Annotated in this window: 19 protein-coding genes and 1 pseudogene; 11 read left to right on the top strand and 9 right to left on the bottom strand. The window is 64.6% G+C overall.

Annotated elements, in window-relative coordinates:
• Window positions 1-2 precede the first annotated feature (2 nt).
• Window positions 3-1,670: a methyl-accepting chemotaxis protein gene (locus JQ591_RS32660; RefSeq protein WP_211400131.1), complete on the top strand. Its 1,668-nt coding sequence runs from the start codon at window positions 3-5 to the stop codon at window positions 1,668-1,670.
• Window positions 1,671-1,742: 72 nt separating this feature from the next.
• On the opposite strand, the gene JQ591_RS32655 is transcribed toward JQ591_RS32660, so the two are convergent.
• The 3 genes from JQ591_RS32655 to JQ591_RS32645 all read right to left on the bottom strand — a co-directional run bounded on the left by JQ591_RS32655 (window position 1,743) and on the right by JQ591_RS32645 (window position 4,382).
• Complete coding sequence (locus JQ591_RS32655) at window positions 1,743-3,134, bottom strand: M48 family metalloprotease (RefSeq protein ID WP_249137965.1); 1,392 nt, start codon at window positions 3,132-3,134, stop codon at window positions 1,743-1,745.
• 134 nt (window positions 3,135-3,268) lie between these two features.
• Window positions 3,269-4,120: a thermonuclease family protein gene (locus tag JQ591_RS32650; protein WP_211400129.1), complete on the bottom strand. Its 852-nt coding sequence runs from the start codon at window positions 4,118-4,120 to the stop codon at window positions 3,269-3,271.
• 28 nt (window positions 4,121-4,148) lie between these two features.
• Window positions 4,149-4,382, bottom strand: coding sequence for a hypothetical protein (locus tag JQ591_RS32645; RefSeq protein WP_211400135.1), 234 nt, complete (start codon window positions 4,380-4,382; stop codon window positions 4,149-4,151).
• On the opposite strand from JQ591_RS32645, the gene JQ591_RS32640 reads away from it, so the two are divergent.
• From JQ591_RS32640 to JQ591_RS32625, 4 genes are all read left to right on the top strand, one after another.
• On the top strand, window positions 4,382-5,587 hold the full coding sequence (locus JQ591_RS32640; RefSeq protein ID WP_211400074.1) for an ABC transporter substrate-binding protein: 1,206 nt from the start codon (window positions 4,382-4,384) through the stop codon (window positions 5,585-5,587). The two genes, JQ591_RS32645 and JQ591_RS32640, sit on opposite strands and share 1 nt — an antisense overlap.
• A 135-nt stretch (window positions 5,588-5,722) precedes the next feature.
• Window positions 5,723-6,514 (top strand): enoyl-CoA hydratase, encoded by a 792-nt coding sequence (locus JQ591_RS32635; protein WP_211400073.1) that lies wholly within the window; start codon window positions 5,723-5,725, stop codon window positions 6,512-6,514.
• A gap of 2 nt (window positions 6,515-6,516) precedes the next feature.
• Entirely contained in the window at window positions 6,517-7,266 is a 750-nt protein-coding gene (locus JQ591_RS32630; RefSeq protein ID WP_211400072.1) for a hypothetical protein, read from the top strand.
• A gap of 190 nt (window positions 7,267-7,456) precedes the next feature.
• Window positions 7,457-9,571 carry an acetate--CoA ligase family protein gene (locus tag JQ591_RS32625; RefSeq protein ID WP_211400071.1) on the top strand — a complete coding sequence of 705 codons (2,115 nt, stop codon included), beginning with the start codon at window positions 7,457-7,459 and terminating at the stop codon, window positions 9,569-9,571.
• Between the two features lie 188 nt (window positions 9,572-9,759).
• Here JQ591_RS32625 and JQ591_RS32620 read toward each other — a convergent pair whose 3' ends face one another.
• Genes JQ591_RS32620 through JQ591_RS32610 form a run of 3 tightly spaced genes read right to left on the bottom strand, consistent with a single transcriptional unit; the run spans window position 9,760 to window position 12,836 of the window.
• The gene (locus JQ591_RS32620) at window positions 9,760-10,578 is read right to left on the bottom strand and encodes an enoyl-CoA hydratase/isomerase family protein (RefSeq protein WP_211400070.1); all 819 of its coding nucleotides are present in this window, start codon (window positions 10,576-10,578) and stop codon (window positions 9,760-9,762) included.
• A 15-nt stretch (window positions 10,579-10,593) separates the two neighbouring features.
• The gene (locus tag JQ591_RS32615) at window positions 10,594-11,754 is read right to left on the bottom strand and encodes an acyl-CoA dehydrogenase family protein (RefSeq protein ID WP_211400069.1); all 1,161 of its coding nucleotides are present in this window, start codon (window positions 11,752-11,754) and stop codon (window positions 10,594-10,596) included.
• A gap of 17 nt (window positions 11,755-11,771) precedes the next feature.
• A complete protein-coding gene (locus JQ591_RS32610) occupies window positions 11,772-12,836 on the bottom strand; it encodes an acyl-CoA dehydrogenase family protein (RefSeq protein ID WP_211400068.1) in 1,065 nt (354 codons plus the stop codon).
• Window positions 12,837-13,097: 261 nt separating this feature from the next.
• Between JQ591_RS32610 and JQ591_RS32605 the strand changes: the two genes are divergently transcribed.
• Window positions 13,098-13,883 (top strand): SDR family NAD(P)-dependent oxidoreductase, encoded by a 786-nt coding sequence (locus JQ591_RS32605; RefSeq protein ID WP_211400067.1) that lies wholly within the window; start codon window positions 13,098-13,100, stop codon window positions 13,881-13,883.
• A gap of 196 nt (window positions 13,884-14,079) precedes the next feature.
• Here JQ591_RS32605 and JQ591_RS32600 read toward each other — a convergent pair whose 3' ends face one another.
• On the bottom strand, window positions 14,080-14,352 hold the full coding sequence (locus JQ591_RS32600; protein WP_080586664.1) for a GlsB/YeaQ/YmgE family stress response membrane protein: 273 nt from the start codon (window positions 14,350-14,352) through the stop codon (window positions 14,080-14,082).
• A 27-nt stretch (window positions 14,353-14,379) separates the two neighbouring features.
• Window positions 14,380-14,980 (bottom strand): annotated as a pseudogene (locus tag JQ591_RS35540) (YidB family protein).
• Window positions 14,981-15,142: 162 nt separating this feature from the next.
• Here JQ591_RS35540 and JQ591_RS32590 point away from each other — a divergent pair.
• Both JQ591_RS32590 and JQ591_RS35785 read left to right on the top strand, forming a co-directional pair.
• A complete protein-coding gene (locus JQ591_RS32590; RefSeq protein WP_211400065.1) occupies window positions 15,143-16,144 on the top strand; it encodes a 2-dehydropantoate 2-reductase in 1,002 nt (333 codons plus the stop codon).
• 36 nt (window positions 16,145-16,180) lie between these two features.
• Window positions 16,181-16,396 (top strand): hypothetical protein, encoded by a 216-nt coding sequence (locus tag JQ591_RS35785; RefSeq protein WP_433995225.1) that lies wholly within the window; start codon window positions 16,181-16,183, stop codon window positions 16,394-16,396.
• Between the two features lie 197 nt (window positions 16,397-16,593).
• Here the strand turns inward: JQ591_RS35785 and JQ591_RS32585 are convergent, their stop codons facing one another.
• Window positions 16,594-17,226, bottom strand: coding sequence for a hypothetical protein (locus JQ591_RS32585; protein ID WP_211400064.1), 633 nt, complete (start codon window positions 17,224-17,226; stop codon window positions 16,594-16,596).
• Window positions 17,227-17,434: 208 nt separating this feature from the next.
• Here JQ591_RS32585 and JQ591_RS32580 point away from each other — a divergent pair, with 208 nt between their 5' ends.
• Genes JQ591_RS32580 through JQ591_RS32570 form a run of 3 tightly spaced genes read left to right on the top strand, consistent with a single transcriptional unit; the run spans window position 17,435 to window position 20,018 of the window.
• Complete coding sequence (locus tag JQ591_RS32580; RefSeq protein ID WP_211400063.1) at window positions 17,435-18,952, top strand: AMP-binding protein; 1,518 nt, start codon at window positions 17,435-17,437, stop codon at window positions 18,950-18,952.
• Between the two features lie 28 nt (window positions 18,953-18,980).
• Complete coding sequence (locus JQ591_RS32575) at window positions 18,981-19,619, top strand: RraA family protein (RefSeq protein WP_211400062.1); 639 nt, start codon at window positions 18,981-18,983, stop codon at window positions 19,617-19,619.
• 27 nt (window positions 19,620-19,646) lie between these two features.
• On the top strand, window positions 19,647-20,018 hold the full coding sequence (locus tag JQ591_RS32570) for a cupin domain-containing protein (protein ID WP_211400061.1): 372 nt from the start codon (window positions 19,647-19,649) through the stop codon (window positions 20,016-20,018).
• Window positions 20,019-20,110: the final 92 nt, after the last annotated feature.

Genomic DNA, 20,110 nt, shown 5'->3' with positions numbered 1-20,110 from the left:
CGATGCTGGGAATGCGCAAGCGGAGCGACGTCGATCATGCCTTCTCGCAGGTCCAAGCCATGAACAAGTCGCAGGCAGTGATCGAATTCAAGCTTGATGGAACGATCATCACTGCGAACGAGAACTTCCTCCAGGCGATGGGGTATGGTCTTGACGAGATCCGGGGGAAGCACCACAGCATCTTCTTGCCTGCAGCCGAGCGTGACACGGCGGAATATCGCGAGTTCTGGTCGCGGCTGAAGCGGGGCGAATTCCAGTCGGCGCAATACAGGCGCGTCAGTAAGGACGGCACGCCGATCTGGATCCAGGCGAGCTACAATCCCATATTCGACAAGTCCGGAAAACCAGCCTCCGTGATCAAATTTGCAACAAACATCACGGCGGGAAAGATCAAGACGATGGAGGATGCCGGAAAAATCGCGGCCATCGACCGCGCCCAGGCGGTGATCGAGTTCAACCTCGACGGAACGATTATTGCGGCAAACGGCAATTTCCTGAAAGCGATGGGATATGGCCTCGACGAAATCATCGGCAAGCATCACAGCATCTTCGTCGACGCGGCCCTCGCCGCAAGCCCTGCCTATCTGGAATTCTGGGCGACGCTGAACAGGGGCGAGCACCTTTCGGCCGAATACAAGCGATTTGGCAAGGGTGGGAGGGAGATATGGATTCTGGCATCCTACAACCCGATCCTCGACGAGACTGGCAAGCCTTTCAAGGTGGTCAAATTCGCGACCGACGTTACCGAGCAGAAGTTGAGGGCGGCCGATACCAACGGCCAGATCGAAGCCATCAAGAAATCCCAGGCGGTCATCGAATTTGACATCGACGGCACCATTCGCTGGGCGAATCAGAATTTCCTCGACGCAATGGGATATGCGCTGCCCGAGATTCAGGGACGGCATCACGGCATGTTTGTTGAAGCCGCCTACCGCAACTCGCCCGAGTACGCGGAATTCTGGCGGAAGCTCAATCGCGGCGAGTTCCAGGCCGCCGAGTACAAGAGACTTGCCAAGGGAAGACGGGAGATCTGGATTCAGGCCTCTTACAATCCCATCATGGATCTCAATGGAAAGCCCTTCAAAATCGTGAAATATGCAAGTGATGTCACCGCGCAGGCGGTCGCACGAATGAAAGCCGAGCGGGCGCGAGAACTGATCGAGTCGGTCGCTGCCGGTAGCGAGGAAATGAACGCGTCAATTCGGGAGATATCTGAAACGATGGTGAAGTCGCGGCAGACCACGATCAACGCCGTCAGTCAGGTGGAGGCGGCCGACACGCAGGCGAGGCGGTTGAGCTCCGCGGCCGAATCGATGGGCGGTATCGTCGGCCTGATCGGCAACATCACCGGGCAGATCAACCTGCTGGCGCTGAATGCCACGATCGAATCGGCAAGGGCCGGCGATGCGGGCAGGGGTTTTGCGGTCGTTGCGTCGGAGGTGAAGGGATTGGCCACCCAGGCCAAGCAGGCCACCGAGAAGATCACGAGCGAGATCGAGGCTCTGAACGCCGTCTCCGGCGACGTTGCGGGCTCTCTGGCGGCGATCCGCTCCGCCATCGGGCACGTAAGCGAGTATGTTGCGAATACCGCGGCGGCGGTCGAGGAGCAGAGTGCGGTCACCAACGACATCGCGTCGAACATGCAGCGAGCTGCGGCCGAGTTGGCGTGAGATCGCGCGGGTATCGGGGATGGCTTGATCCAGCGCGGGAAAGTGAGCGCGGGTGGGCGGCGCGCTATATCGTCAATCCGCCACAACCTTCACACGATCGCGCACCTTCACCTGCGCGTTGCGATCGAGCCCGTTGAGCACGCGAAAACGCTCGGCCGGGTGATCGACGCCAGCCATGCGGTGGGAGAGCGATTCCACGGTGTCGCCGGGCTGCACGGTGATGACCTTGATGCGCAGCGGGCGCGCGGCCTGAATCTCGTCGAGCGTCAGGCGGCGGAATGAACTGACGGTCTCGCGCGCATTGCGCTCGCTCTCGGTCGACTTCTGCCGTGCCGCGAAGATGAAGCGGTAGACGTCGCTACCGAAGCGCAGCGCATAGACCTTGAACTGCCACTGGTCACCCTTGGCGGTGGCGGACGCAGCCGGAAAACCGTTGATGGTGATGTCCTCGGTGGAGGCTTTCTCGACGCCCTCCATCCAGCCGGAATTCAGGTAATCGCCGAGCGACTGTTCGGCCGGCACCCGCACGACGTCGAAACGCATCGCCTGCGAACCGCCGTCGCGCACGCCGATCACGGCCTGCGCGGTGTTGTCGAGCGTAAAATTGTCCGGCGCCTGGAAGGTGAAGCCGAGCTTCGGATGCAGGAAGCGCCGGCCACGGACAAAACCTTCGCTGGGGTCTTCGCCGTAGACGAGGTTGTCGATCGCGGCGAGATAGGTCTCGCGGTCGCGCTCGCCACCCTCTGGCGCAGCGTATTGCCGCGCGATGGTCTGCGCGTTCTGCACGCGCTCGGGCGTTGCCGGATGCGACGAGGTGAAATCCTGGGCGCGCGGATCGAGCGAGGTCTTGCCGACTTTCAGCTCGGCATTGCGCTCCATCGCCGAGAGAAAGCGTGCGGCACCATAAGGGTCGAAATGGGCCTTGGCGGAGATGCCGACGCCGACGCCGTCGGCCTCGAACTCCTGATTGCGCGAAAAGCTCGCCATGGTCAGCTTGGTCTTGGCGAGCGCGAGCGCGGTGAGGTCGGGATCGTTGCTCATGTCGGTGACGACGCGGGTGACGATCGCGGCCTGGCGGGCCTGGTCCTCGCGCATCGCGGCGTGCTTGGACAGCACATGCGCCATCTCGTGGCTGAGCACGGAGGACAATTCAGACGTATCGCTCGCCAGCGCAAGAAGGCCGCGCGTGACATAGAGCTGGCCGTTCGGCAGTGCGAAGGCATTCACCGCACCGGAATTGAGGATCGTGACCCTGTAACCCTGGTCGGGGCGGTCGGACGCCGCGACCAGCCGGTCGACGGTCTTGCTGACGAGCGATTCGAGCCTGGGGTCGTCATAGGTACCGCCATAGCTCGCCAGGATGCGCTCGTGCTCCTTCTCGGTGGCGGGGGTCTGCGCGACGGCCGGCTTCGGCTTGGGCATCGCGACGGTCGGCGGGGCCGCCGCGGTCTGGAACCGGCCCATATCGCCGCAACCGGCAAGGGCTGAACCCAGCACGAGGCATAGCGCAGCCGGCACCGCCCGCAGGCGGCGGCGTTCACCTCGTCCGTGCCGTCCTAGCACCCCATTCACGTCGCTTAACCCGTGCCTGGCCCCTTTTAGGGCCTTACCCCTGTCGGCTCGCTTGCGCCCAGCAACTCGATCTGTCCCACGAGGCGTACGTCAATCCGCGGCCCCGCATTCCCCTCAGCCCAACCCCGCACACGAATACGTCGACTCTCCAAGGACTTAAGGGCGATCCCGCCGCTTTCGAACGCCGGCACCATGCGCTTTGAAATAGTCACGGCGAAGCCGCGTGTCCAGTTTCGTCCGAAGTTGAGGTAGGTCATTGCCCCAGCTTGCCGGACCGACAGGACTTTGCCCTCGACCACCACAAAACGCCCGATCCCCGCCAAAATATCGTCCGGACTTTCCGCGTTTTTTATGGCCGACGGGTCAGCCCAGTTGCCCTTTTTTTGGCGCCTCGCCTCGGCTTCCGACGCCATCAGGGCGGCCGCGCAGTCCTTGTCGGCAATCTCGGCGGAGACGATGGCGTCGCCCTGGGCGAGGAGCGTCGCCTGCACGGAGATGTCGCTCTCGCCGACAAAGACCAGTCCGCCTTGGCGGCCGTAGCGGTCGGGCGTGTCGTCAGCGCTCCGTAACGTCACGTCGCGGCCAACGAGCAGCGATATCAGCGCCTGCTTTGTCGTCGATATCGCCTCGATCCCGGTGAGGCGGATTTCGCGATCGTCGTCGAGACGTACACTGCGGGCATCGACGATGGCGGCGACGCGGCCTTCGCCTTGCGTTTCGAATTGGCACGGCGCGGCGAACGCAGTGCGACCCGCGACGAGAAGAAGTGCGACGATGAGGTGAAGCAGTCGCGTCACGTTGCCCGGAGAGGTTGCGTTACGCTCTAGCTTTAACCCAAGCGTAGCGGGTCGCGAAGAGGATTCCTCACACTCCGTCATTGCGAGCGCAGCGAAGCAATCCAGACTGTCACCGCGGAGGGATTCTGGATTGCTTCGCTGCGCTCGCAATGACGGCGTGGAAACCTTTTGCCGCACTCCACCATTCCGCTTTGCGGAAAACATGCGCCGCAATCGTGCTCGCGTGTCGCCCCTCGCGCTTGCTGCGCTGTCGCGCATGCGGCATGATTGCGGCAACAGCGATTGCCAAAAGCAATAACCAAGCCGCCATCAGAGACAGGCGATCAAGGGAGGTCTTTTTCAATGAAGAGAATTTTGTCGGGCATTTTTGCCGCGTCGTTCGCCCTCAGCGCAAGCGCCGTGCAGGCCCAGGACAAGCCGCCACTCAAGATCGGCGGCATCCTCGACATGTCGAGCCTGTATGCCGACATCACCGGCCCCGGCAGCGAGACCGCGGCCAAGATGGCCGTGGAAGACTTTGGCGGTGAGGTGCTCGGCCGCAAGATCCAGGTGCTGGCCGCCGACCATCAGAACAAGGCCGATCTCTCCGCCAACATCGCCCGCGACATGCTCGACAATCAGGGCGTCGAGATGATCTACGACGTCGCGGCCTCCGCGACCGCGCTTGCCGCCGGCGAGATCGCGAAGGCGCGCAACAAGATCATCATGTTCAACGGCCCGGGCTCGATCCGCCTCACCAACGAGGCCTGCGGTCCCTATACCATTCACTACGTGTTCGACACCTACGGCCAGGCCAATGTGACCGGCCTTGCGGCCGTGAAGTCGGGCCTCGACACCTGGTTCTTCCTCACCGCCGACTACGCCTTTGGCCAGGATCTGGAGAAGGACACCAGCGCCGTCGTGACCAAGACCGGCGGCAAGGTGCTCGGCAGCGTGCGCCATCCGCTCAACACGTCGGATTTCTCGTCGTTCCTGCTCCAGGCCCAGGCCTCGAAAGCAAAGGTGATCGGGCTTGCGAATGCCGGCGGCGACACCGTCAACGCCATCAAGCAGGCGGCCGAGTTCGGCATCACCAAGGGCGGTCAGAAGGTCTCGCCGCTGCTCGCCTTCGTGACCGACATCGACTCGATCGGGCTCGAGACCGCGCAGGGCCTGTTACTTGCGGAAGCCTTCTACTGGGATCTCAACGACGACACCCGCGCGTTCTCGAAGCGCTTCCAGGAGCGCATGAAGCGGCCGCCGACCTCGGCGCAAGCCGGCGTCTACTCTTCCGTGACGCACTACCTGAAGGCCGTAAAGGCGGCAGGCACGACGGATGCCGCAGCTGTCATGAAGCTGATGAAGGAGACGCCGATCAACGACTTCTTCGCCAAGAATGGCAAGATCCGCGAGGACGGCCGCATGCTGCACGACATGTACCTGTTCGAGGTCAAGAAGCCGTCGGAATCCAAGGGCCGCTGGGACGACTACAAGCTGCTCGCCACCGTGCCCGGCAGCGAAGCATTCCAGTCGCTGGAACAGTCGCGCTGCCCGCTGGTGAAGAAATAAACACCGTCATTGCGAGCGAAGCGAAGCAATCCAGAGATGTGTCCGCAGAGACGGTCTGGATTGCTTCGTCGCTTCGCTCCTCGCAATGACGGGTGTGGCCAAAGCTCTATGAAATAACAACAAGGGAGACGCCCCATGAGCGACGAGATGGTCCTGCAGAAGCTCGAAGGCGGGCTGCTCACCATCACCATGAACCGGCCCGAGCGGAAGAACGCGCTCAACCCCGATATGGTGCGCGGACTGGTCGAGGCGGCGCGGCGCGCGGCGGACGATCCGGAGGTGCGCGCGGTCTTGTTCAAGGGCGCGGGCGGCTCCTTCTGCGTCGGCGGCGACGTCAAGTCGATGGCGGAGGGCCGGGCGCCGCTGCCGTTCGAAGTGAAGATGGCGAACCTGCGCCGCGGCATGGAGGTGTCGCGCATCCTGCACCAGATGCCAAAACCGGTGGTGGCGCAGCTCGACGGCGCGGCGGCCGGCGCGGGTCTGTCGATGGCGCTGTCGTGTGACCTCCGCGTCGCCTCCGAATCCTGCAAGATCACGACCGCGTTCGCAAAAGTCGGCTTCTCCGGCGATTACGGCGGCACCTATTTCCTCACCCAGCTGCTCGGCAGCGCGCGGGCGCGCGAGCTCTATCTGACCTCGCCGGTGCTTTCCGCGAAGGAAGCGCATGCGATCGGCATGGTGACGAAGGTCGTCCCCGACGCCGAGATCGACACCGCCGCGCACGAGCTCGCGCTGTCGCTGGCGCAGGGCCCGTCGATCGCGCTCGGCTTCATCAAGCGCAACATCAACAACGCCGAGCATCTGGCGCTGGAGGATTGCTTCGACGGCGAGGCGATCCACCATACCCGCTGCGGCGACACCGAGGATCACAAGGAGGCTGCGAAGGCTTTCGTCGAGAAGCGCAAGCCGACCTTCAAGGGCGCATGACGATGGCGCCTTATATGCGGTTGCGGCAGATCTGCCTGGTCGCGCCGCAGCTCGCGCCCGTGATCACGGATATCGCTGATATCATGGGCCTCGCCGTCTGCTATCGTGACGGCAACGTTGCGAAATACGGCCTGGAAAACGCGCTGCTGCCGGTCGACACGATCCTGCTGGAGGTGGTCGCGCCGTTCAAGGACGGCACCACCGCCGGCCGCTTCATCGAGAAGAGCGGCGGGCGCGGCGGCTACATGGCGATCTTCTGCTGCGACGATCCCGACGAGCGCGGTCGTAACGCCAACGCGCTTGGCGTGCGCACCGCCAACGTCATCGACCACGCGCCCTATCACGGCGTGCAGCTCCATCCCCGCGACTGCCGCGCCGCCTTCATCGAGTTCAATCACACCGACGGCAGCGACGACATCCTGGGGGCGTATTCGCCGGCCGGTCCTGACTGGCAAAAATTCATCCGCAAGGATGTAACGCAGGCGCTGACTTGCGTGGAGCTGCAGAGCCCGGATCCGATGGGACTGGCCGAGCATTGGGGCAAGATCATCGGGGTTGCGCCGAGTGGCGAAGCCGAATTGAGGCTGCCCAACGCAACATTGCGCTTCGTCAAGGGCGCCAGCGAAATCATGAGCGCGCTGGAGTTTCGGGTCGCTGATGTTGCCGGTGTGCTGCATGCCGCGAGGGCGAGGGGACATGCCGTGGCGGGCAACGAGTTCTTGCTCGGTGGGGTGACGTTCCGCGTCAGTTGAGTGCTTGGTAGCGATCCGTCACCCTGAGGTGCTCGCCTCTTCGGCGAGCCTCGAAGGGCGACGTCCACCGGCGGGGCCGCTCATCCTTCGAGGCTCCCCGCACGGTGCTATGCACCGCGCGGCTCGCACCTCAGGATGACGGTCTGAAAGTATACGGCGGGTGCAGGAAGAATAAGAAGGGGATCACTCCATGCCGCATCTGCTCGACAGCTTCTTCGCGCCCGCCAGCATCGCGCTGATCGGCGCCTCGCGCGATCACGAGAAGATTCCGGGCCGGCTGCTGTCGATGTTGCGCAAGAACGAGTATCCCGGAAAGATCTATCCGGTGAACCCGAACTACGCCGAGATCGACGGGCTCATTTGCTACAAATCGATCACGGAGATCGGCGCGCCGATCGATCTCGCCGTCATCATCATCCCCGCCCGCGCCGTGCTTGCCGCACTCGAACAATGCGCCGCCGGCGGCGTGAAGAACGCCGTGATCATCTCCTCGGGCTTTGCCGAGGAGGGCGGGGAGAGTGCGGCGATGCAGGATGCGATCGCGGCGCTGGCCAGGCGTACCGGCATGCGGATTTCCGGTCCGAACGCAGAGGGCTTTTTCAGCCAGATGCAGCGCGTGGCGGCGACGTTCAGTCCCGCCGTGGACGTCAAGCCGGGCGCGACGCCGCTGGTCGCCACGACGAGGCGGATCGGCATCGTCGCGCAGAGCGGCGGCATCGGCTTTGCCTATTATCACCGGGCCAAGGCGCTCGGAATAGCCGTGAGCTATGTCGTCAGTACCGGAAACGAATCCGATCTCGGCGCCGGCGAGTTCCTGGACTATCTGGTGCAGGATGCCGCGACCGACGTGATCCTGCTGTTCATCGAAGGCATTCGCGACGTCGACAAGTTTCTCGCGGCAGCGCGGCGGGCAGCCGAGCTGAAAAAGCCTGTCATCGTGACGAAAGTCGGCCGCTCCGGCGCCGGGATGCGCGCGGCCGCCTCGCACACCGCGAGCATGGCCGGATGGTCGGCGGCCTATGACGCGGTGTTTGCCAAATATGGCTTCATCGTCTCCAACGATCTCGACGAAGCGCTGACGATCGCAGCGGTGCTTGCGAGCAATCCGTTGCCGAAAGGCGATCGCGTCGCCGTCGTCACCGTCTCCGGCGGTGCCGGCATCTGGGGCGCCGATGCTGTGGCGCTGCAAGGCTTGCAGGTGCCGGAGCTCACCGAAAAAGTCCAGGCGGAGATCAGGGCGCTGATGCCTTCCTACGGCACTGCGCGCAACCCGATCGACGTCACCGCGCAGGGCGTGACCTCGGGCGGCCTGCAGAAGAGCGTCGATGTGCTCACCGCGTCAGACGAGATCGATGCGATCCTGGTCGTGCTGTCGCTGTCGAGCGAAATCCGCAAGCCCTTCAAGGAAGCCGAGCTGACGCCGGTGCTGGCAGCACAGCACAAGCCGGTGGTGTTCTATTCCTACACGGTGCCGTCCGATTTCGCGCGGCGCGAGCTTGCCAAATCCGGCGTCGTGGTGCTCTCGGGCCTCACCCATGTCGGCGTCGCGATGCGGCAACTCGTCGACTACGCCAACTTCAAACTGCGGAAGCCGCCGGACGGGGCGCAAGTCCCCGTGCGGGACATCTCCGCGCACCTGAAATCGCCGGCTCTCTCGGAAGCCGACAGCAAGGCGTTGCTCCGCGCCGTGGGTATTGCGCTGCCGGACGAAGTGCTGGTGAAGGACAAGGGCGAGCTCGACGAAGCCGTGGCCCGCGTCGGCTTTCCGCTGGTGATGAAAATCCAGTCGCCGGACATCGCGCACAAGAGCGAGGTCGGTGGCGTGCGCGTCAACATCACGACAAAGGGTGAAGTGTTTCTGGCGTTCGAGGCGCTGCTCAACAATGCGCGCAAGCACAGGCCTGAGGCGGCCATTCAGGGCGTGCTGGTCGGCCCGATGGCCAAGCGGGGCGTCGAGATCATCATCGGCACGATGACGGACAAGACATTCGGGCCGATGGTGATGGTCGGCCTCGGCGGCATTACTACGGAGCTATTTCGCGACGTCGTCTACCGCCCGGCGCCGGTGAGCGCGGAAGAAGCCGGCACGATGCTGGCGCGCTTGAAAGCCGCGCCGCTGCTGACAGGATTTCGAGGGGCGGCGAAGGCGGATGTCGCGGCAGTGTCGCAGTTGATCGCCGATATCTCCGTGCTCGCCGCGCGGCATGCAGAGGAGATCGCGGAGATCGAGCTCAACCCGGTGCTGGTGCACGCCGAAGGGCAGGGCGTGACGATCGTGGATGCGCTGGTGGTGGGGAGAAAGTAGTAGTCACAATTAGCGCCGTCGTCCCGGCGAGGGCCGGGACCCATAACCACAGGCAGTGGTTTGGCGATGACCCGTAGTTACCAGCTTCGCGCTACAAATGCCCCCTCGGGGTATGGGTCCCGGCCTTCGCCGGGACGACAGCGGAGATTGTGGAGACGATAGAGCGATACGGCGAAACGCTGCCGCAATCACCGCCCCCTGAAGTTCGCCGCCCGCCGCTCTTCCGTGGCCTTCACGCCTTCCTTGAAGTCTTCCGTCGCGCGCAGCCGGGTCTGCTCCTCGAGCTCGTGATTGGTTGCCGCCATCACGCGATCGGCCAATCCGGCGCGCATCGTGGCGCGGGTGGAGACGAGGCCGAGCGGGGAGCATTCGGCGATTTCGCTGGCGAGCTTCAGTGCGGCCGCCTTGACCTGGTCCTGCGGCACGAGTTCGTTGGCGAGGCCCCATTTGACGGCCTCCTCGCCGGTGACGCGGCGGCTGGTGTAGAACATCAGCTCGGCGTTGTTCTTGCCGATCAGCTCGGGCAGCGTCACGGTCAGGCCGAAGCCGGGATGGAAGCCGAGTTTTGTAAAGTTCGCGGAGAAGCGCGCTTCGGGGCAGGTGACCCGGAAGTCCGCCGATACCGCGAGGCCCAATCCGCCGCCGATGGCTGCGCCCTGCACGGCGGCGACGATGGGCTTCTTGGCGCGGAAGATGCGTACGGCCTGGATGTAGAGGTGATTGATCGCCCCGAGGCTGTCGGCCGGATCGCCCTTTGCCGTCTTCTCGGCCTCGCGCGCTTCCTGCGCCTGCCGCGCCGGATCGCCGAAATTCGCACCGGCGCAAAACGCCTTGCCCTGCGCCGACAGCACCGAGGCGCGAATCTCGATGTCGCGATCGAACTCGTCGAGCGCGTCCGCGATCTGGTTGATCAGCGAAATGTCGAAGAAGTTGAGTGGCGGGCGGCGGATCTCGATGGTGCCGACGTGCCCGACCTTCTCGACGCCGATATCTTTATAAGTGCTCATGATGTCCTCGAAGAGTTAGCGCAAACCAAGTCCGCGGGCGATGATGCCGCGCAGCACCTCGGTGGTGCCGCCCTGGATGGTGAGTTTCGGCGCGGTCTTGATGGCGAAGTCGAGCTGCCGCTCGAGCGTCTCGCGGTTGGTCGCGGTCTCCTCGACGAAGGCGGCGAGATCGCGCACGCGGTGCGGAAGCTGCTGCTCCCACACCGTGCCGATGTCCTTGACGATGGAGGCCTCGACGACCGGCTCCTTGCCGGCTTGCAGCATGCCCGCGACCGAGACCGACATGCGCCGCATGGTGTGGAGCTGCGCCACCAGCCGGCCGATCCCTTCGGCACTTCGCGTGTCCGGATTGGGGCCAACCGCGCGAACCAGCTCGGTCAGCACGTAATAGGTCTCGAGGAAGCGCTCGGGGCCCGAACGCTCGTAAGCGAGCTCGCTCGTCGCCTGCTTCCAGGCGCCGTCGACTTCGCCGAGCACATGATCGTCAGGCACGAAGAAATCGGTGAAGACGACCTCGTTGAACTCGTATTGGCCGGTGATCTGGCCGATCGGGTTCACCTGGATGCCCGGCTGCTTCATCTTGACCAGGAACTGCGTCAGGCCGTGACGGCGGTTTTCCTTGGTCGGCTGCGAGGTCCGGAAGATCGCGATCATGTAGTCGGCGATGTGCGCCGACGAGGTCCAGATCTTGGTGCCATTGATGAGATAGCCGCCGTCGGTCTTGGTCGCGCGCGTTTTCGCTGCGAACAGGTCCGAGCCGGAGTTCGGTTCGCTCATGCCGATCGCAAAGCAGATCTCGCCGCGGCAAATGCGCGGCAGGATGTCCATCTTGATGTTCTCGGGGGCGTATTTCAGCAGCACCGGCCCGCTCTGGCGGTCGGCGACGAAGAAGCGCCGCGTCGGCGCGTTGGCGACGCGCATCTCCTCGGTCACCACGTAGCGCTCGAGGAACGAGCGCTCCTGGCCGCCATACTTCTTCGGCCATGTCATGCCCAGCCAACCCTTGGCGCCGACCCGGCGGGAAAACTCCGGTGCGTCGGTGTCTTCGCGGTTCGGCTTGTGCGGATCGAAGGTGCCGGCGGCGATCTCTTCCGCGAGGAAGGCGCGAACCTCCTTGCGCAATTGCTCGCATTTCTCGGGCAGGCGGATCGGATCGAAACGGAGGGCAGCGGTCATTGTTGTCTCGTCCCTGATCAGCGCGAAGCCACGAGCGGCCACAATTCGTCGGCGCCGCGGTTTGCGACCAGCTTGCCGAGCTCGACGGCCCAGTGGCTTTCCGAACCGAAATCGTCGCGCCAGGCCAATGCCCGCAGCGAATATCGGTGCAGGATGTGCTCCAGGGTGAAGCCGATCGCGCCATGGACCTGATGGGCGATGGCGCCGCCCTTTTCCGCGGCCTCCGCGCAGCGGATTTTTGCCGAGGCGGCTTCGAGGTAGACCGCGTCGTCGAACGATTTTGCGTTCGCGATGGCATCGGCGGCCGAGGTCGCCGCGGCAAGGGCGGCAGCCGACTCGCCGGCGAGGCGGGCGAGGTTGTGCTGCACCGCCTGGAATTTGGAGATCTTCTTCTCGAAGGCGACGCGCTCGTTGGAATAGCGCACGGAGATGTCGAGCATCGCTTCCAGCGCGCCCGCGATCTGAAGGCTGCGCGCGACGCCGCCCATCAGCATCATTGTGGTCTGGTCAAAGCCCTTCGGGGCGGACTTGATGGTCACAGGCTGCACCTTGTCGAGCGTGACGGTGTCGCTGTGGTCGTAGCCGACATTGAGTCCGGTCTCGATCCGACCCTTGCTCGCATCGACCAGCGCGATCGAGGCGCCGTCCTTGCCGTGTGCCAGCACCGCAAAGTGCTTTGCCGCCTTTGCGAAGGGCACGCCGCGGGCGCGGCCGGAGAGCGCGCCGTCGGCATCGCGCGTGATCCGATCCTTCGGGGATGCCGGCAGCAGCGTCATTTCGCCCTCCGGGGACGCGATCTTCGCCTGCGCCAGCAGCCAGCCGGCCAGCATGGTCTCGGCCAGGGGAACCGCGACTGCGAAACGGCCGGCGGCATTCAGCAGCGCAAAGCCGTCGGCCAAGCTCGCGCCGGAGCCGCCGAGATCGTCCGGCACCCAGGACAACGGCAAGCCGGCCTCGCTCAGCGCCTGCCATAGCGGCGCCTGCCACGAATCCTTCTTGTCGTTGTTGACGGTCTGGGGATCGGCGAGATCGGCGAAGATTTTCTCCGCGGTCTCGACGACGATATTGTCACTCTCCGCCACAGCGTTCCCCGTGTTTTGCCATTGGCGCATCCGGCCCCGTGGGCGGGCGCGCAGGTTCTTCTTGCGCCCGATGATCGGAAAAAGCCATGGCCCTGACAAGCGTTGATCGCAGGTCAACCTGCGGCGCGGGCATGGGCGACAAGCTAATTCCGCTTAGCGGAGTTTGCTCGATTTGCAGGGCTCGGCAAACTCGCTAAACAAGGCCAGCTAGCCAAGGCTTGCTAGCAAAGGCTTGCATCAAAGACAGGGGAAGGAAATCGGATGGCAAAGGACAGTTTGTGCGCAATCGTGACGGGGTCCGCCTCCGGCCTGGGTGCCGCGACCGCAGAAATTCTCGCACGGAGCGGGGCGCGGCTCGTCATCAACTATTCCTCGAGCCAGAAGGAAGCGGAGGCGACCGCGGAGCTTTGCCGCAAGGCCGGCTCGCCGGAAGTTCTGGTCGCGCAGGGCGACGTCTCGAAGGATGACGATTGCCGCAAGATCGTTGCGGCAGCCAGCGGCTGGGGCCGGCTCGATGTGCTGGTCAACAATGCCGGCACCACCAAGCATGTCGCCCATGCCGATCTCGATGGATTGTCGGCTGAGGATTTCCAGCGCCTGTACGGCGTCAACACCATCGGCCCGTTCCAGATGGTGCGCGCGGCGCGCAGCCTGCTCGAGGCCGGCGCCAAGGCCTCGGAGCGGCCATCCGCCGTGGTCAACGTGTCCTCGGTCGCCGGCATCAGCGGCGTCGGCTCGTCGATCGCTTACGCCGCGAGCAAGGGCGCGCTCAACACGATGACGCTGTCGCTGTCGCGCGCGCTGGCACCGCTGATCCGCGTCAACACGGTATGCCCGGGCTATATCGACACACCCTGGTTCACCAAGGGCCGCGGCGAGGCGGGCGCCAAGCAGGTGCGCGACAGCGTCGTGGCGAAGGTGCCGCTGAAGGTCGCATCATCAGCGGAAGACATCGCGCAGCTCGTCTGCTTCCTGGCGATGCCGGCCTCCAGCAACATGACCGGCGAGGTCGTGCGCATGGATGCCGGGATGCACTTGGTGACGTGATATTGCGTAACCGTGTCGGGTGACGTTCCCTGGCGCGTCAAACAAAGGTGTCGTCCCGGCGAAGGCCGGGACCCATAACCACGAATAGCCGTCGTGACGCGACACTGACAACTACGAGTCTTCGCCAAATCCAATCCTGTGGGTATGGGTCCCGGCCTTCGCCGGGACGACGCAAGAATTTGTCGGGCGAGACGAGCTACCCCTTGATCACGCCGCTCGCCACCAGCCGGTGCCAGATGAACAGCACCACCACGGCGCCGATGGTGGCCATGATGAAGCCGGCGCCCTGGTCGGGACTGTAGTGCCCGATGGCTTGGCCGATGAAGGTCGCGAGAAACGCGCCGGCGATGCCGAGGATGGTGGTGAGGATGAAGCCGCTCGGATTGTTCGGTCCCGGCGCCAGCCAACGCGCGATGAGGCCGGCGATGAAGCCGACGACGATGATCCACAACAAGCCACCCATGCTCATGTCCGTGCTTCCTCGCTTTGACTAAAATCAGATTCTGCCCGAGATCTCGCTCTCGGTCGGCAGCCGTCCATCCGGCGTCAGATGGTCGATCACCTTCGGCAGATACTGGCTGAGACCGGAGAGCAGCGTCGCGCGACAGGCCGCTTTGGGCGGACAGGCTCTCGATCTGGTCGGCGCCGAGCGCGTTGGCGAGATCGCCCGGTGCGATCGCCTTGTTCTCGCCCTTGCCGACCCAAGTGTTCGCGGCCTCGCCGTGGCCGCCCTGCTGGAGCTGGTTGAGCAGATCGCCGAGACCGCCGCTGAGCACGCTGCCGGCTGCGCCACCCGCGAGCAAGCCGCCAAGGCCACCCTTGAGCAGGTCACCGAGGCCGCCGCCTCCGCCAAGCGCGCCTCCGAGACCGCCACCAGCACCCGCATTCACCGGCGGGGGGAGGTGCGTCGGCGTCGGGGACTGCTGCGGCGCCGCGCCGGGCTGGCCTGCGGTCATGTGCTTGAATGCCTTCCAGGCGAGCAGGCCGAGGAGCGCCATGGTCATCGGCGACATGCCGCCCGAGGACTTCTCGGAGCTTGGCGTGCTGGGCCCGCGCGGGCCGTTCTGCATGCCGTTGAGGACGTCGAGTAGACCCATGGTGCTCTCCTTTGGCGTTCTCGTTGGCGAGTTCTCGCCGCTGATAGGCCCCCGGGCAAAAACATATGGGGCTCTCATGACGGTTACAAGGCGGATGCGCCGCGATGGGCAGCCTGTCTCGCCTCTGCTATCGAAGGCCGGACATTCAGGGAGCAAGGCGAGGTGATGACGGATCGACCGATCGTGGTGGCCGGCGCAGGCGCCATCGGATGTTTCGTCGGCGGCACTCTGGCGGCCGGCGGCCGCCGCGTCGCGCTCCTGGTGCGGCCGCGGGTGAAGGCCGAGATCGAGCGGTTCGGCCTGCTTCTGACCGATTTCGACGGCTCCGAGAGGAAGCTCAGCCCGGGCCAACTCGCGCTGTCGGGAGATCCCGCGATCTTCCACAGCGCCGGCATCGTGCTGGTCACGGTGAAGAGCGCCGACACTGCCGGTGTCGCGGACCAGATCGCGCAGCATGCGCCGCAGGACGCCGTCATCGTCTCGCTGCAAAACGGGGTCGGCAATGTCGCGGTGCTGCGCGAGCGCCTCGGCGACCGCCGCGTGCTCGCCGGCATGGTGCCTTTCAACGTGGTCGGGATGGGCGAGGGCCGCTTCCACCGCTCGACCTCCGGCGACATTCATGTTGGCGAAGACGAAGCGAACACCGCCGCAGCGTTGTCGGCGCCGGGGCTCACCATGCGCGCGAGCCGCGACATCACCGGCGTGCAATGGGGCAAGCTGATCATCAATTTGAACAACGCGCTCAGCGCCTTGTCCGACATGCCGCTTGCCGCGCAATTGGCGAACCGCGAATGGCGAAGGCTGTTCGCCGACCAGATGGCGGAGGGGCTGGCTGCGATGAGGGCCGCCGGCGTCACACCGGTCTCGGCGACACCGATCCCGTCGTCCTGGACGCCCACCTTGCTGAGACTGCCTGATCCGATTTTCAACCTGATCCTGGGAAGGACCATGAAGATCGATCCCGAGGCGCGTTCCTCGATGTGGCAGGATTTGAAGCAGGGCCGCAAGACCGAGATCGACTATCTCCAGGGCGCGATCATCGCGCTCGCCGAGCAGAACAGCGTCGACGTGCCGCTGTCGCGCCGCATTGTTGCGCTGATCAACCAGGCTGAGGCTGCGGGCAAGGGTCCGCCGCGGCTGACGCCGCAGCAGATCCGCGGGTAACGCATGAGTGCAGGCTGCACGACGGGAGGAGCAACGATGAAGCGTCGTCTGATGATCGGATTCGCGCTGGCCGTGCTCTGCGCCGCGTCCTCGGTCGCGGAGGCCCGGCCGCCGACGGTCATGAACTCTCCCGGCTATGACAGGCGATTGCAGGAGAGCAGGTCGCAATTAGGCAGTTCTCCGACGACAACGGCGCCTGCGAATGCCCCGGTCGCTCAACCGAAGCGCAGCAAGAAGAAGCCTCCGAACTGAGGCGCGGCTTTGGGTGTGAGTTGGACGGCTGAGACCACATCTTCACTCGTCGTCCCGGCGAAGGCCGGGACCCATAACCCCCGAATTGGATTTGGCGAAGACTCGCGGTTACCAGTCTCGCACCAAACAACTCCCTGGGGTAATGGGTCCCGGCCTTCGCCGGGACGACCAACGGAGTTTGTAGCTGCTGCCGAGACTCAGCCCTTCTTCGCGGGCTTGCTCGGCGTCGGGTTGAACAGCTTCTTCAGATCGTTCAAGCTTTCCGACAGCCGGGGCCATTCGCAGGAGAACGAGCCCTTGGCACAGGGCGCGCCTTTCGGCCGCGATCGTGCGTCGGTGCCTGCGGCCTGCTGGACTTTCGGCCGCTCGACCGGCACGGGCACGCGCTCGACCTCGGTTCGCAACGCGACCCGCTGGAGCTGCTGCACCTGTTGTTCCTGCTGCTCGCGCTGCTGGCGCGCGGCGGCCAGCGCGGCTTCATTGCTGCGGCGCTGATTGGCGAGATAGGCGGTGTAGGATTCGTCGATCTTCTTCTGCTCCTCCGGCGTCGGATTGGGTCCGGCGATGTCGAAGGTGCGGTCCTGGAGGAAATCGTAATAGGAATAGCCGCCGCCTGCCTTGCGCCGGCCGGCGAATTTGGCGTTGCAGTCGGCAAGCGCCGCCGTCTTCTCGGACTTGGTCGTGGCTTTCTCGGCGGCGTCGGCGCAGGTCTCGAAGTCAACAGGCGCGCGCTTCCACCATTGTGCCTGGGCATGCGACGGCGCCAGCAGGAAAAATCCTGCTGCGGCAACGACAAGCGCCGCACGACGCGATGCAACTACGTCCGACATTCTACGAGAGCATTCCTTGCAAAACTCAACCCGAACTGAGTCGGGCTGATTTTTGCCCCTTTATCGCCTGCTTGTCACCCATGGAACTCGGGAATTTCATGGCTGCAATGCTGACATTTTTTGCTTGACGTGGCGCAGGAGTCACAGCGTCACTTCATCCTGCGCTCGCCTCATTGGCGACGCCAAGAAAACGAAGTGGAAACGCCTGATGCTGCTGCCCTTGTCCGATGTGCCGCGCTGGTACGCCGAGCGCAAACCGCAAGGCACGATTGCCGTCCGTCACGGGCAGGATACGCTGACATGGGACGAGCTCGAACGCGGCGCCAGTCGGCGCGCGCGGGCGTTTATGGCCAAAGGCGTCAAGCCCGGCGACTTTGTCGCGATCGGTTTGCCCAATGGCAATGCGTTCTTCGAGACCTCGTTTGCGGTGTGGAAATGCGGGGCGACGCCGACCTCGCTGTCGTGGCGGCTGCCGCGCGGCGAAGCCGCCGCGGTGCTCGACATCCTGAAGCCGGCGCTGGTGGTCGGCGGCGAAGCCGACTGGAACGCGTCGAACCGTCTGCCCGCGGATTTCGTGCCGGAAGGGTTTTCGGACGAGCCGCTCACCGCACCGGTGGCGCGCTATTGGAAGGCCATGACCAGCGGCGGATCGACCGGCCGCCCGAAGGTGATCCTCGATCACCAGCCGGCGGTGATCGACACGGTCGCCGCGCCGCCGCTCAACATCCCCTTCGGGGTCTCGTTGCTGAATCCAGGTCCGCTCTACCACAATGCGCCGTTCATCGTGTCGCACCAGGCGCTGTTCACCGGCGGCCAGCTCACCGGCCTCGTCAAGTTCGACGCCGAGGAGGCGCTGCGGCAAATTGCGCGCGAGCGCGTGCAATGGGTCAATTTCGTGCCGACCATGATGCACCGGATCTGGGCGCTGCCGGAGCACGTGCGCAACGCCTACGACGTGTCGAGCCTGCAGACCGTCTTCCACATGGCAGCTCCGATGCCACCCTGGCTGAAGGAGAACTGGATCGCCTGGCTCGGGCCTGAGCGGGTCTGGGAGCTCTATGGCGGCACCGAGCGGCAAGGCTCCTGCATCATCTCCGGCACGGAATGGCTGACGCACAAGGGCTCGGTCGGCAAGATCGGCGAGACGGCGCGCTTGCGCATCATCGGCGAGGACGGCAACGACGTCGCGCCAGGTGAGACCGGCGAGATCTACTTCCTCAACAATGACGGCAATGACGCGACCTATCACTATCTCGGCGCCGAGCCGAAGCGGCGCGCGGACGGCTGGGAATCGCTCGGCGATATCGGCAGGCTGGATGCGGAAGGCTATCTTTATCTCGGTGACCGCCTCGCCGACATGGTGCTGCGCGGCGGCGCCAACATCTATCCCGCCGAGGTCGAAGCTGCCGTCTCCGAGAGCCCCGGCGTGCGCTCCTGCGTGGTGGTGGGATTGCCCGATCCGGAATTGGGCCAGCGCGTACACGCCATCATCGAGCAGGACCGCGATGGGGACGGTCAGGCCATCGCCGACGGCATGGCGGACTTTTTGAAGGACCGGCTCAGCCGCTACAAGCATCCGGAAAGTTTCGAGATCGTCAGCGCCCCGCCGCGCGATGATTCCGGTAAAGTTCGCCGCACGCTGTTGCGCGATGAGCGTGCGGCGTGGATGAAGGAGGGGCGCGCCTTCCGGATTTGGCCGGCGAAGGCGCGGGCGCACGCCGACTGAGACAATTCACGGGAAGGACCGAACGACCATGACCATCACCATCGCAGCGAACTCCGTGCCAAAGCCGCCGGCCGACATCATCGAGGGTTTTCGCGGTGCGCCGACCTCGGTCATTTCGGACAATCTCGGCCGGCTGCCGGGCGCAGTGGGGCTCAAGCCCTATCATCGCGGCGCCAAGCTGGTGGGCACGGCCTTCACGGTCCGCACCCGTCCCGGCGACAATCTCGCCATCCACCGCGCGCTCGAGCTGGTGGGTCCCGGCGACGTCATCGTGGTCGATGGCGGCGGTGACGAGACGCGGGCGCTGGTCGGCGAGATCATGAAGAATATCGCGCAGTGGCGCAAAGCCGAAGGCTATGTCATCGACGGTGCGATCCGCGACGTCGCGGCGTTCGCGGCCGATGACTTTCCCTGCTACGCCCGCGCGGTGATCCACCGCGGCCCCTACAAGAACGGCCCCGGCGAGATCAACGTGCCTGTGACCATCGGCGGCAGCGTGATCTCGCCCGGCGACATCGTCGTCGGCGACGAGGACGGCGTGGTGTCGTTTGCCGCCGCCGGTGCCGCGGCGCTGCTGGACGCCGTGCGGGCCCAGGTGGCGCGCGAGGAGGAGACGCTGAAGGCGATTCGCGAGGGCCGTTATCAGGGCTCGTATGGCAAATCCTGATCAGCAAAAAAAGAAAGGGAGGATGGCGTGAGCCAGAAGGACGAATTCCACAATCTCGACGATGCCGGCGACGGGCTGTTTCGCGAGCTCGCGGCGGGGGTGACCACGCGCATCTTCTCCGGCGAGCAGGCGATGCTGTCGGTGGTGACGCTGGCGCCGCATGCGCAAGGCACGCTGCATCATCATCCCGAGGAGCAATGGGGCGTGCTGCTTGACGGCTCCGCCATCCGCGTCCAGGGCGACGAGGAGATTCCCGTCAAGAAGGGGGACTTCTGGCGCACGCCCGGCAACGTGCCACACACCATGCGCGCCGGCCCCGACGGCGCCCGCGTGCTGGACATCTTCAGTCCACCGCGGCCAGAATACAGAAAAGCGGGATCCGGTTTCGGGACGACCTAAGGTGCGGCACGCGCTTTAGATTATTGTATAAGCATGATCTTTCCGGAAAACCGCTGCACACTTTTCCGGATCATGCCGTAGCGCCAAAGAGC

It is taken from the genome of Bradyrhizobium canariense, from assembly GCF_018130465.1.
GTDB classification, from domain to species: domain Bacteria; phylum Pseudomonadota; class Alphaproteobacteria; order Rhizobiales; family Xanthobacteraceae; genus Bradyrhizobium; species Bradyrhizobium canariense_C.
The sequence above is the reverse complement of the archived record's forward strand: the minus strand, read 5'-3'. Positions and strand labels throughout refer to the sequence as shown.